Source organism: Virgibacillus tibetensis (genome assembly GCF_036026595.1).
Classification (GTDB): domain Bacteria; phylum Bacillota; class Bacilli; order Bacillales; family Amphibacillaceae; genus Virgibacillus_P; species Virgibacillus_P tibetensis.
Genome location: NZ_JARZFX010000002.1, coordinates 448,142 through 460,354, shown reverse-complemented (window position 1 = coordinate 460,354; position 12,213 = coordinate 448,142). Strand labels below are relative to the sequence as shown.

13 protein-coding genes and 2 pseudogenes are annotated in these 12,213 nt (G+C 36.0%); 8 read left to right on the top strand and 7 right to left on the bottom strand.

What is annotated here, in order from left to right; all coding sequences use genetic code 11:
* Positions 1–7: 7 nt before the first annotated feature.
* The 3 genes from QGM71_RS07000 to QGM71_RS06990 are packed head-to-tail and all read left to right on the top strand — an operon-like array spanning position 8 to position 3,251.
* Positions 8–1,090 (top strand): tartrate dehydrogenase, encoded by a 1,083-nt coding sequence (locus tag QGM71_RS07000; RefSeq protein ID WP_327606808.1) that lies wholly within the window; start codon positions 8–10, stop codon positions 1,088–1,090.
* A gap of 59 nt (positions 1,091–1,149) precedes the next feature.
* Positions 1,150–2,454, top strand: a complete 1,305-nt coding sequence (locus QGM71_RS06995; protein WP_327606807.1) for a hypothetical protein — start codon at positions 1,150–1,152, stop codon at positions 2,452–2,454.
* Between the two features lie 41 nt (positions 2,455–2,495).
* The gene (locus QGM71_RS06990; RefSeq protein WP_327606806.1) at positions 2,496–3,251 is read left to right on the top strand and encodes an IclR family transcriptional regulator; all 756 of its coding nucleotides are present in this window, start codon (positions 2,496–2,498) and stop codon (positions 3,249–3,251) included.
* Positions 3,252–3,819: 568 nt separating this feature from the next.
* Here QGM71_RS06990 and QGM71_RS06985 read toward each other — a convergent pair.
* From QGM71_RS06985 to QGM71_RS06970, 4 genes and pseudogenes are all read right to left on the bottom strand, one after another.
* Positions 3,820–4,329, bottom strand: a complete 510-nt coding sequence (locus QGM71_RS06985; RefSeq protein WP_327606805.1) for a YfiT family bacillithiol transferase — start codon at positions 4,327–4,329, stop codon at positions 3,820–3,822.
* Between the two features lie 247 nt (positions 4,330–4,576).
* Positions 4,577–5,005 (bottom strand): annotated as a pseudogene (locus QGM71_RS06980) (NUDIX hydrolase).
* Between the two features lie 123 nt (positions 5,006–5,128).
* Entirely contained in the window at positions 5,129–5,443 is a 315-nt protein-coding gene (locus QGM71_RS06975; protein WP_327606804.1) for a hypothetical protein, read from the bottom strand.
* Entirely contained in the window at positions 5,440–5,646 is a 207-nt protein-coding gene (locus QGM71_RS06970) for a helix-turn-helix transcriptional regulator (protein WP_327606803.1), read from the bottom strand. The genes QGM71_RS06975 and QGM71_RS06970 overlap by 4 nt, the downstream gene beginning before the upstream one ends.
* A 540-nt stretch (positions 5,647–6,186) precedes the next feature.
* Between QGM71_RS06970 and QGM71_RS06965 the strand changes: the two genes are divergently transcribed.
* Positions 6,187–6,309, top strand: a complete 123-nt coding sequence (locus tag QGM71_RS06965; RefSeq protein WP_327606802.1) for a hypothetical protein — start codon at positions 6,187–6,189, stop codon at positions 6,307–6,309.
* Positions 6,310–6,314: 5 nt separating this feature from the next.
* Positions 6,315–6,614 carry a type II toxin-antitoxin system RelE/ParE family toxin gene (locus QGM71_RS06960; protein WP_327607054.1) on the top strand — a complete coding sequence of 100 codons (300 nt, stop codon included), beginning with the start codon at positions 6,315–6,317 and terminating at the stop codon, positions 6,612–6,614.
* 36 nt (positions 6,615–6,650) lie between these two features.
* Here the strand turns inward: QGM71_RS06960 and proC are convergent, their stop codons facing one another.
* The 3 genes from proC to QGM71_RS06945 form a co-directional block, all read right to left on the bottom strand.
* Positions 6,651–7,493, bottom strand: coding sequence for a pyrroline-5-carboxylate reductase (gene proC / locus QGM71_RS06955; protein WP_327606801.1), 843 nt, complete (start codon positions 7,491–7,493; stop codon positions 6,651–6,653).
* A gap of 260 nt (positions 7,494–7,753) precedes the next feature.
* Complete coding sequence (locus QGM71_RS06950) at positions 7,754–8,371, bottom strand: nitroreductase family protein (RefSeq protein ID WP_327606800.1); 618 nt, start codon at positions 8,369–8,371, stop codon at positions 7,754–7,756.
* A gap of 225 nt (positions 8,372–8,596) precedes the next feature.
* Complete coding sequence (locus QGM71_RS06945; RefSeq protein ID WP_327606799.1) at positions 8,597–8,743, bottom strand: DoxX family protein; 147 nt, start codon at positions 8,741–8,743, stop codon at positions 8,597–8,599.
* Between the two features lie 301 nt (positions 8,744–9,044).
* Here QGM71_RS06945 and QGM71_RS06940 point away from each other — a divergent pair.
* The 3 genes and pseudogenes from QGM71_RS06940 (at position 9,045) to QGM71_RS06930 (ending at position 12,108) form a co-directional block, all read left to right on the top strand.
* A pseudogene (locus QGM71_RS06940) lies at positions 9,045–9,423 on the top strand (winged helix-turn-helix transcriptional regulator).
* Between the two features lie 196 nt (positions 9,424–9,619).
* Complete coding sequence (locus QGM71_RS06935; RefSeq protein ID WP_327606798.1) at positions 9,620–10,459, top strand: pirin family protein; 840 nt, start codon at positions 9,620–9,622, stop codon at positions 10,457–10,459.
* A gap of 377 nt (positions 10,460–10,836) precedes the next feature.
* Positions 10,837–12,108, top strand: a complete 1,272-nt coding sequence (locus QGM71_RS06930) for a diguanylate cyclase domain-containing protein (protein WP_327606797.1) — start codon at positions 10,837–10,839, stop codon at positions 12,106–12,108.
* The last annotated feature ends 105 nt before the right edge of the window (positions 12,109–12,213 follow it).

Genomic DNA, 12,213 nt, shown 5'->3' with positions numbered 1-12,213 from the left:
TATATATATGAAGAAAAAGAAAATTGCACTGATTCCTGGTGATGGAATTGGTCCGGAAGTAATCTCAGAAGGAGTTAAAGTTCTAAAAGCAATTGAACAGGTGGATGCGAATCTTTCTTTTGAATTCACCGAGTATCCATGGGGATGCGAGTATTATTTGGAACACGGAAAAATGATGGACGAAAATGGTCTTGATCAATTAAAGGATACGGATGCTATTTATCTGGGTGCTGTTGGATACCCTGGTGTACCTGACCATATTTCACTGTGGGATTTACTATTAAAAATCAGAAAGGGATTTGATCAATATGTAAACTTACGCCCAGTCACATTGCTGAATCCTTCATTAACTCCACTTAAAAATAAAACGGAAAAGGAAATTGACTTTTTGGTCATCCGAGAAAATAGTGAAGGAGAATATGCTGGTGCGGGTGACTGGTTGTTCAAGGGGAAGCCAGAGGAAGTAGTCTTACAAACTGGTGTGTTTTCCCGTAAAGGAACAGAGCGTATTATTCGTTATGCTTTTGAGGAAGCACGCAAACAGAAAAAGACATTAACAAGTATTAGTAAGGCTAATGCATTAAATTATTCGATGGTATTTTGGGATGAAGTGTTTGATGAGGTAGGTAAGGAATACCCAGATGTAGTGACCTATTCTTATCTGGTTGATGCGGCAAGTATGTTTTTTGTCCAGCAGCCGGAAAGATTTGAAATTGTCGTTACTTCCAATTTGTTTGGTGATATTCTTACAGATATTGGTGCAGCCATTACAGGTGGCATGGGTCTGGCTACCGGGGCAAATATTAATCCAGAGCGGGAATTCCCATCGATGTTTGAACCGGTACACGGATCTGCACCAGACATTTCAGGTAAAGGGTTAGCAAATCCTATTGCCGCGATTTGGTCAGTTGCACAAATGATGGAGTTTTTTGGAGAAGAGAAGTGGAGCGAATTAATTGTTACTACAATTAAAGAACTACTTGAAGAAAATGAGCACCTGACTCCTGATCTTGGTGGAAATGCTACAACGGAAGAACTTGGTAATCAATTTATTAAACTGCTAACAGGACAGGATGCTATTACTTATTAAAAAGAATCTATGAAAGCTGGTTTGTTATGTTTCGGTTTATTCTGATTATGAGTATGTGTATGTTATATATATTACAGGAAATCATACCAGCAGAGCCATTAATAACACTATTTACTATTGTATGTATCGTCGTGTTTTTTCTGGCGTTTTATCAATTAAATAAGAATGGGAAAATTTTCACAGGTAGCTTGTTTGTAATCGGTGTATCCATTCATATTGTATATGGTAATACTTGGTTGGATCTGTTTGAGGGAATAACGCAAAATCTGGCACTGTTATCGATCATTCTACTTGCGCCACTTATATCAATTCCATTGAAGCAGGAAGGAATTATTCATACTGTTATTACTAAGCTTGAAGAGCTGCAAAGTAACGAAAGGAAGACGTTCTATGGGGTAAGTTCTTTCATGATGATTCTGGCACCCATTTTAAATATGGGTGCTATCCGCATCGTTCATGGATTTGTAAACGAATTAAAACTAACGCCAAAAATTCTTTCCCATGCGTACTATGTCGGTTTCACTCCAGCAATAATCTGGTCCCCTTTTTTTGCTTCTGTAGGGATCGTGTTATATATGACGGAGATTGCCTATATGTCCTACATGCTAGTTGGGATCCTTTTTGCCTTTATGCAAGTTACACTCGGAATACTTTTGTTTCGTCCCAAGGATAATGGTGATGTATTATTAATAGGAGATAAAAAGGCTGATAGTAAGGATAGAAGAAATATTTATTTGCTTGTTGGTTTTGTAATATGTCTTGTCTCTTTGCTGATTTTCTTGGAAGCAATAACACAGCAGCCAATGTTGCTGTTAGTTTGTGTTACCTGTCTGTTTATTCCGTTTTTGTGGATGATTATTCGTAATAAATGGAGTGAAATGAGAGAAGAAATGACGATTTATAAAAGACAGGTGACCAACCATTCCAACATGGAAATGGGTCTTTTTCTTAGTGCGGGCCTATTTGGAAATGCTCTTATACATACACCAATCGTTAGTATGCTTAGAACGGCTATTATCTGGTCATCTAAGGCAACGGTATTGTTATTATTTTTATTCATTATCTGTTTTGTTACGTTGATGGCTGTAATGGGAATTCATCAAATAATTGTCATACCACTGATATTGACTATTTTATCTTCACCTGATGTGAATGTAAGTTTGCTGGCTGCTGCTTTTATGTGTATATTTTCCTGGATGTTATCGGCTTCCATCAGTCCGCTGAATGCCTTAAATATTATTATCAGCCAATGTGTAAGGACGAATGGGCTACGAGTGGCATTTGCCTGGAACAGGAATTATTTCCTTGGATTAACCGGGCTTGCTTTTGTTTATGTATATTTGTTAGATTTTATTGGTATTTGAATGAATTAGGAAGCTATTAATGCTTAATAGAGGTGCTATATATGAGTCAGAGTGTATTGAAGGCTATTAAATTATTAGACTGTTTTATTGCTAAGGCGGAATTATCACTTATTGAACTGACCGAGTTATCCAACCTCCCAAAGACCACTGTTTTCCGACTTATATCTACGTTGGAGAAAGGTGGATTGGTTGTTAAGGTAAAAAACACCAGCCATGACGTAAAATATCGTATGGCCCTGAAAATGTTAGAATTAGGGAATCATGTCAGTGAACAATTGGAATATCGGAAAGTTGCATTTCCACATATGAGAAAGTTAAATGAGGAAATCAATGAATTGGTACATATGGTTGTCTTAGAAGGTGACGAAGCAGTTTATGTTGAAAAAATTGATAGTACAAAGCCAGTTCGTCTAATTGTAAAGGTAGGCAGAAGATCGCCACTCTATGCTGGTTCTGCACCAAAATTACTACTGGCGAGTATGGATGATCAATCTTTAGAGGATTACCTAAGTAATTTGGAGATAAAAAAAATCACTACGAATACGATTGATAATATTGAGGATTTGAAAAATGAAATACAGGAAATCAGAGCGAGAGGCTACTCCTTTAGTCGGGCTGAACACTTTAGAGATACGATTGGATTTTCATACCCAATCTACAATTATAATGGAGAAACTGTTGCTGCCTTAGGAATTAGTATCCCTGTAACAGATTACTCCAAAAAACACGAGAAGCTAATATTAGAAAAACTAAAAATAACAGCACAAAACATATGGAAGGATCTGGGATATCGGTAAGGGTGCCTGTCACTTCCCGAATTTTAGCATATTTTGTCGAATAACTTTTGGGTGACGAGCAATTCGGTTATCGGTTTTTAACTCCGGCTTACCTCCATATTTTAAAACAGCTTTAGCCCTGCATTTAATTCTGCGGGGCTATTTACTGAGGTTAGCACCCCGATAAGAATAGTGTCATATAAATAACAGGTAGACAACAAACGATTCTGGATGAATTAAAGGCTTTCCATTTTGACGAATGCCCTTCTATTGACTGAGAAGAGGAAGCAAAAGAACCATTCCCAAATTTTATTTTTTTAATAATAATTACGTTGTACCAGATAAAATCATTTGATTTCCAAGCAGATTTGAAATTTTTATTCTGATTTTAATTTCTCAGAATGCCTTTGATTGAATCTTGGTATATGCATGTAAAATAACCTGATCGCATACTTTAGCTAACCTGCCAGATAGATATACAGCTTTTTATTTAGCATTAACAGACTGTTCCTTACATTATTAGAAAAAGAAAAGACAATCAAATTCTGATTGCCTTATTCAACTCTTGCACCAGTTCCTAAAATATATGCTATTTTGATAATGCGATTTTTATATGGGCCAAGTGATGCTCTTCATGCCAAGCTAATTTTGCAATCTTTGTGGCAGCTGTTATTTTACCGTTTATCTGGTGAGTAAAGATGCGATCTAATTGCTCTTCAGTTAAGCTATTTCCTAAAGATACGATGCGCTCATTTATGCCTTCCAGTATTTTAATAGAACTTTCTATAGGAAGCTTTGTATCTGGTTGAACAGCCCACTTATCTTGATCGAAAACTGGTACTGTTGGATTCTCATCTGTTAAAGCTAGTTTCAAACGTTGAAACATAATCAACTGAGAATCTGCAATGTGATGAACAAGTTGATGAACTGTCCAACTACCGTCACGATAAGTTTTGCTTAATTCCTGATCACTTAATGAGTCGACAGTTTCTCTTAATCGAATCGTGTACGTTTCGATTTGCTTTAACCATTCTTGAATATTTTCAAGTGTTACCTTTTCCGGTACTTGTAATTTGCCAATTGGGTATCTTACATCCATTTTCAATCCCTCTTTCCTTATGACAGTATATTTCGACATTAACCTATAATATACTAATCTACTTAGTTCTTGTAAACCTCTTGATGTAATACAGAACCTACTTGGACATGAAAAAAGTGAAACAACTAGAATCTATGCTCAATTGAGTGAAAGACTCAGACAAGATTTCTAAAGAATATATTTTAGATGAAAAGGAGCAACAAAAGAAGTTCTGCGTTTCTCCTTTTAAATTATTGCACCAAATACTTTAATAAGAATTATGACTATAATCGCTTCTTATATAGTCTATTAAAAAGTCTCTATCTTCAGGAAAACTTAAACTAAGTTCCTTTAATTCTTCTATGCTTTTCCAAGCAATATCATAAATTAAATTATCAGGGTCTTGAATTTTTCTCTCCCCGTCAACAATTTTTACTAAGAAATAGTGAACCTCAAAAGATATATTGATTTCCTCGTAAACACCCTTTTTTACCTTTATTTCAGCAATTACTTTCGCAACATATCCTGTTTCTTCTTTAATTTCCCTGATACAACATTATTCAAAAGTTTCATTTTTTTCTTGTCCGCCTGATGGAACAGACCAAGTTTTCTCCTCTTCGGGCTTTCCTTGTAATACCATTAGCAATTCACCGTTTTCATTGATACATACACCTGACGAACCAAACCATTTTTGCACTCAGAATACACTCTCCTTTTTTGTTTATTAGCTGAGATACTCTTTCACTAACCTGCCAGTTACTAAAAATTCGTCGCCACTTATTGTAATAACGCACCATTTAGGTGGAAAAATAAAAAAATATTAAGCACTCATTTTTTTATTATTTATTACTAGGAAAATAAAGTAGCTCACTAACAAAATAATTAAATAGAAAAGTTCTGGAAATACAAAGGTAGTATCAGACAAACGTTCATCGTGCAAATTAAATAAATCAAAAAGGAAGTTTGTTAATAAGAATAGAAATATGGTAGCCCAGCTTTGAACGATGGATTTTTGTTTTATTAATTTTTTCCGTTCATCATTATTCGGTCCCAATATGAATTCCTTACTCCCAGTAAAATACCCAATGATAATTATAAATACAAGAACTATTGCGAGCGAAATAAAAAAATTCATTCTTTATCCTCCTTCCCTCCGAAAAATAATGCATCCACTGTAACACCTAAATTCCTTGCTAAATCAAAAGCTAATTGTAAAGTAGGGTCATATTTGTTGTTCTCAATAGCGTTAATTGTTTGCCTACTCACATTACATAATTCCGCTAATTTTCCTTGGGACAGAGTATTTTTTTCTCTGTACTCCTTAATTCTATTTTCCATCCAATATGCCTCCGCAATTATAATATGTAAAAATCTTTTTACACCTTAATGATAAAATAAGACAAATAGGTTGTCAAATACTTTTTACACCTCTTTGTCTCATTTGGCTTTTTTACACTTATTGCTACTTGTGCTAACCTGTTTCGTTAGTTTAATGTAATCGTTCACAATTTCTATATTTAATTTTACATAAATATTCAGATTACCTTTTAAATCAAGCAAAAACTGACCAATTTCCAAATTATTGGTAAATTTATGTATGCCAATTTGCATATGAATTTGTAAGTCAAAATGTAGACTTACACACAATTTAAATGGATTTTTAACCAAAAATCCTATTTTACGCATAAAAAATAATTTAACGAATCGAGATTTGGAGTGGGTGCAGCGAGATAACTTTCCAAGAAATATAGAAGATTCGATAAAGGGGTGCTAGACTAGAAATAAGAGAGATTAGTGCATAATGATATAGTTTACCAGTTTTTATAGTTATAAGTAATGATTCCATGCTTATCACGTATAGGTGCCTATGAAAATACTTTGGGTAAGTTAGAGTTATACCAAAAATTAGCTGAAGCAGAAGCACAAATTAAAAATGGGGATGAACTATTAGATGGGGAAGAGGTCTTTAGAGACCTAAAAAGAAAGCATGGAAAAAACTAAACAAAATTAAAGTTACACCAAAAGCATATGAAGACCTAAATTCGATTTATGGTTATATTGTTAATGAATTTTACAATGAAGAAGCAGCAGATGACCTGTTGGAGAAAATAGAAGTAAACATCATGAGACTAAGAGACTTCCCGTTTTCCTGTAGTTTTGTAAACGATGAAATGATAAAAGATAAAGGATATCGTAAACTTATTGTTGATAATTTCATTGTTTTTCACCTGGTTAATGAGACTGATAAAGTAGTTGTAGTGATGCGTGTTCTACATGGCAAGCAAAGGTACGAGGGTTTTATTTAATGCGTTTCCAATTATTCAAAGCAACTAGCCCTGCATCTATCTCTGCAGGGCTAGTTTTTTCTCTGGTTTTTTACTTAATGCTTTTGAACGGGCAGCTGCACATTTGACAGCTTCGATTATGGCCATTCCGCCGCCATGCTCATTTAAGGCATCCAATCCGGCCGCTGTTGTGCCATTAGGGGACGTAATGTTTTCTCTAAGTTCTTTTGGTGTTTCTTCTTGTTCCATAATCATTTTTGCAGCACCGTAAAGTGTTTGTGCACCGATTTCCCGTACAAGCTCACGATCAAGTCCTGCCTGACAACCGACTTCTTCTACATGTTCCATCAAGTTGTAAAAGTAAGCTGGTCCACTTCCTGCGATCCCGGTGTAAATATCCATTTTATCCTCATCAAGGATATATGCTTCCCCAATACATTTCATCAGTTCCTTCGCCAGCATGACCTGCTCCATATCGACATATTTACCAGGAGACACTGCGGTTGCTGACTCCTGAATCATGCTGGATGTATTCGGCATCACACGGATTATCTGCTGCCTATCGTTTAAATTCTCTTCCATATAAGAAGTGGAGATACCAGCCAACACAGAAATGAGTAATTGATCAGCGGTGATCTTGTCACGTAAATCCTCCAATACACAGTCTATATCTTTCGGCTTCATTGCCAAAATAAAAATATCTATCGTTGTATAGTCCAACTGGTCTTTTGTTACGGCTTCAATGCCGTATTTCTTTTTTAATTCGTCCAAACGCTCATGGTTGTTCCGGTTTGTAACGATGAGTTGATCTGCAGCCAATTTTCCTGATTGTATAAATCCTGAGATAATTGCTTCTGCCATATTACCTGCACCTAAAAAGGCAATTCGTTTATTATTCAAATTCAATACGCTCCTAATTACGTTTTCTTAACCGTAATTAGCTTAACATGTACAGTTTATACTTCAAGGGTTTAAACACATGTCGGGTGTATATAGCCGAAATAGTCAATGTAAGCGTTATTATTTAGAGATATATTGTTCACATGCGTGTAGAGATGCTTAAACGCTTGCCAATCGCCTTATATGAAGATTGGAAGAGGGGGCTGTTACTTCCCGATTAGCTCTATTAAGTAATGATTGCTTGTTTTTTCATGTTGTTATTAATAATACGATACAAACTCACCCACTGGTTTTCGGTAGCCTCTTAAACGACGACTACTTTCCTTTTCCTTACCAATCGCTATCATTAATGCTATTTCATGTGTACCAGGTACATTCAACAGCTTCCGAATTTCATTTTGGTCAAATCCAATCAACGGGCATGTATCCCAGCCTCTATTTTTCGCCGCGAGCATAAACGTCATGGCAGATAACGATGCATTGCGAATCGCATCCTCCTTCATGAATTGTTCGCCTCGCGTTTCGTAAAATTCGCTATTAACATGTACCCTTTCCTCTAGTTCATAATCTTTAAGTATCCCTAAATCTCTAATGCCCTGATTTAGCCGTTCGGTTTGACGATATGCGTAACGATCTGCTAATACTATTAGTACGGCAGCTGCAGTTTGCACTTTATATTGTCCATATGCAGCTACATGAACTTGTTCTTTCATCTCTTCATCCATTACAACCACATACTCTGTATGCTGCAAATTGAAAGCTGAAGGTGTTAGCTTTACATCTTCAAAGATCGGTTTCAAATCTTCTTGCGTAATTTGAACATCTGGAAGAAAGTTATTCGCCGAACGACGTGCTTCAATTAATTTTTTAAATTCCATTTCCTATTTCCTCCTCTTTTATTATCAAACAGGTTTTGGCGCAATTTTGTTCTGATTTTTCTTTAATCGTCAACTAAGCAAAAAGAATAATATGGTTGCTATGACGGTTAATTCAATAATGGGTTAAGTTCCTTTCATGTTATTTTTCGAACGGGTATGCGAAAGGATGCCACCAATCCCAACTACAATGAATAGTAAAGCCCCTAAGACTGCACTTGTCAAACTTCATAAACCAATGATAAATAAAACCGCTCCGATTACTTCTACCCATCCCGTTATAATTCTGAACCATTGTGGCAGGTTCAATTTGTCAAATTGGTCTACAAGCGCTTGTGAATTAGTTGTTTTTGATACTGCTGCGGTAGTAAACATACACTCAAACCGAATCAGAGATGCTCAAGACAGTGGATGCACTTATTAATTTTTAGTCACACTAACGATAGCTCCAAGAATAACGTGTGTGGAAGTAGCTACAAAATGCTCCTGATGATTTTCGCCACCTAATGTATAGATTCCAAATTCCATGGACTTAGATATCTATTTAAAGTTCTTTCATGTTCATTGCTCCATTCAAATTCTGTTGTATAATCTAAGTATAAACCGCAAGAGTTTCAAATGTAAGTACGCACCTCAAAGTGGCATAGTATACAAAGGATACTTGGGGTGAAATTTGATGGAAATGCAACGAGTGTTATGCCGTGTGGACGATACGCTAGGTATATTAGTAGGGAAATGGAAACCAATTATTTTGTAGTTTTATTGCGGGAAGGTACGCATAGGTTCATTGAGCTAAAACGAAGAGTACTAGGAATCACACAGGAAATGATAATGAACCAGCTGCGCGGATTAGAAGAAGAGGATATTATTACACGCAAAGTATATGCACAGGTGCCACCAAAGGTAGAGTATTCTATTACTGTATCTGGAAATAGTTTAGAGCCTATTTTAGTAGTTATGCATGATTGGGAATAGTGCATATGCTTCGTAAAATGAAAAAAGTCCAGCAACTAACCGAACTCACAAAGTACACAACGATAGCATGTATTAAGTAAAGGGAGTTATCCACGTATTTTGTCATAAAAAATCTGCACTCCAATTGTTTGCTGTAACTAACATTTGAGGATGCAGTTTAACTTTGTTTATTGAAGTTTGAACTATTCGTATTATACTCAACTTATACAACAAGTGTTGCATAGGCAAACTATATTGAAAACCCAAACTAACATTTTAGTAAAAGGAGCTTAGAAAATGAGTAAGATTTATCATAGGGCAGTGAGCAGTGTACGAAAAGTATATTTACAACAAAATAGTCCGATTCATACAGCTGGTTTTGTCTTGGAGCCTGGTGAATGGCAACGAACAGATCCATTCTTAATCATGGCCCATGATGTCATGAAAAAAGGGGTGTTTGGAGTACATCCACATCGTGGTTTTGAAACGGTTACGTATATGATTGATGGAAAACTGAACCACTATGATAGTAAAAGTGGAGAAGGCGTACTTTATCCCGGAGATGCCCAATGGGTAACAACTGGGAAAGGGGTAGAACATTTAGAAGATGCAGCACCAGGCGAGATAGTACATTTACTGCAACTGTGGGTGAACCTTCCAGCAAAAGATAAAATGACAACTCCACGTTATCAAGACCTTCGAAAAGATGAAATGCCTAAAAAAATAGAAAACGGTGTTTCAACGAAAGTGTTCTCAGGAACATTTAACGGTCTTACTGCACCGACACTCAATTATGCTCAAGTGACAATGGTTGAGTTTAAAATAAAAGCAGGCAGCCATACAATCGGTGAAATTCCAGGATCTTATAACGGTTTCTTATATATTTTAAAGGGAGCAGGTACTTTCGGTGTAGATAATACACCAGCAAAAGAAATGGACGTGTTATGGCTTACTTCAAATAAGGATGCTGAAGCAAGTACGGTTTCCATTCAAGCAACAGAAGATATGCATGTTATGCTATATGCAGGTGAACCACTTGGTGAACCTGTAGTAACAAGAGGTCCATTTGTTATGAACACAGAGGAAGAGATTCTTAAAGCTTTCGTTGATTATAGAAACGGCACTTTCTTGGATTAATTCAGGGATTCAATATCAAGCGTGTTGATTAACCATAAAGATCCAATATAATACAAAAAGAAACATCCTTCTTGTAAAACGAAAGTACGTGCAATCAAATACCAGAAAGGGTATCCTTATGAAAAAGAATCCCATATTCCCAAATTTGATTCGAAAACTTGTTTCCCTAAAATGGCCGTAGGATACAACGTGTAAGATAGACGTGATGACATTGATTTTTCACGAGTAGGTTCAGTCTCTAATTCTAGTGACACGATTAATCTATATCATATGTGAATTGTTGCTCATTACTTGACAAATTAGAAGGGAATAAATGAGTTTATCTCGAATTAAAGATGTTTTTGTGCAAGTTATTTACTGCAAGGGAGTGGTATGAATTGGATAATCCAGTTGATGAACTAGAACCAACAATAGAAGAATACCAAATGATCTGGGAAAATACGAACGATGCAATCTTTATTTTGCGAAATGACGGTGCGGTTATTCAAGCTAATCCAGCTCTAACTGATATCTTAGGTTGGCGTTTGGAAGAGGTTAAAGGGTATGAAAGGCCTCCTTTTTTCATGGATGATTTCACCCTGGAAAATCATCAAAGCCATCTTGATGTATTGAGACGTGGAGAAAGCATCGCTAATTTCGAAACGCAACGAAAACATAAGAATGGCACTATAATAGAGGTCCTGGCGTCCTACCGTGCGATTAATAAAGATCATGTATTAGCCGTGGCGATGTATAAGGATATCACTGGGGAAAAGAGTACAAAACATAAACTTGGAATTGCCGAAAGTTGTTACCGAACATTAGTGGAATATTCGCCGGATGCAATCTTAGTTCAAAATGATGATCAGTTATCCTTTGCGAATCCAGCTGCAGTTAAATTGTTGGGTGCCGAAAGCCTTCATCAAATCATCGGAAAGACTATCAGTGATTTCATTGAACCGAATCATGCACATGATAAGGGGCACTTTATGGAAATTTTTTACGATTTAGAAAAAGTGAAAACCAAGCCGATGATTGAGAAACTTGTACGCTTTGATGGGACAAAAATATGGGTAGAAATTATTGCGATTCCTGTTAAACATGGCGGGGAAATGGTTATTCAGGCAATTATTCGAGACGTAACCGTTAGAAAATATTATGAAGAACAGTTAAAATATATGGCAACTTATGATCCGATGACAGGGGTTGTTAATAGAAACTCATTTATTATGGCTTTGGATCAAGTAATTGAACAAGAAAATGAATCAGCGGAAACGTTTGCAGTATTGTATATTGATTTGGATAAGTTTAAGCATATTAATGACTCACTTGGCCATGGTGTCGGAGACGAACTGCTTATTGAATTTGCAAATAGACTAGGTAGAAATATTCGTGATTTGGATGTGGTTGGTAGAGTCGGTGGCGATGAGTTTCTCATTTTATTTAGGGATATCGAAAAGGGAAAAGTAGAAATGATTGTAAAAAGAATGCTGGCGAATTTTAACGAGCCTTATATGATCGAAGGTAATGAAATCCATTCAACGTCAAGTATTGGCATTGCTATGTATCCAGTTGATGGAAATGACTCATCAAAGTTAATTAATAAAGCAGACCAAGCACTCTATAGGGCAAAAGAAAAACGAAATCATTTTGAGTTTTACAGTGAATAATCATAGGAGTTCAAACCTGTATAGAAAAAGTTCATGTGTTAGTTGGAAACAAAATAGATCAAACTAGTTTATTGGATACATTTCCTATGTACGATGAAAGTTTCG

Excerpts from the sequence above, each read along its gene's own strand:
- QGM71_RS07000 (WP_327606808.1), top strand. The coding sequence starts at position 8 with ATGAAGAAAAAGAAAATTGCACTGATTCCTGGTGATGGAATTGGTCCG.
- QGM71_RS06995 (WP_327606807.1), top strand. The coding sequence starts at position 1,150 with ATGTTATATATATTACAGGAAATCATACCAGCAGAGCCATTAATAACA.
- QGM71_RS06990 (WP_327606806.1), top strand. The coding sequence starts at position 2,496 with ATGAGTCAGAGTGTATTGAAGGCTATTAAATTATTAGACTGTTTTATT.
- QGM71_RS06985 (WP_327606805.1), bottom strand. The coding sequence starts at position 4,329 with ATGGATGTAAGATACCCAATTGGCAAATTACAAGTACCGGAAAAGGTA.
- QGM71_RS06975 (WP_327606804.1), bottom strand. The coding sequence starts at position 5,443 with ATGAATTTTTTTATTTCGCTCGCAATAGTTCTTGTATTTATAATTATC.
- QGM71_RS06970 (WP_327606803.1), bottom strand. The coding sequence starts at position 5,646 with ATGGAAAATAGAATTAAGGAGTACAGAGAAAAAAATACTCTGTCCCAA.
- QGM71_RS06950 (WP_327606800.1), bottom strand. The coding sequence starts at position 8,371 with ATGGAATTTAAAAAATTAATTGAAGCACGTCGTTCGGCGAATAACTTT.
- QGM71_RS06945 (WP_327606799.1), bottom strand. The coding sequence starts at position 8,743 with ATGTTTACTACCGCAGCAGTATCAAAAACAACTAATTCACAAGCGCTT.
- QGM71_RS06935 (WP_327606798.1), top strand. The coding sequence starts at position 9,620 with ATGAGTAAGATTTATCATAGGGCAGTGAGCAGTGTACGAAAAGTATAT.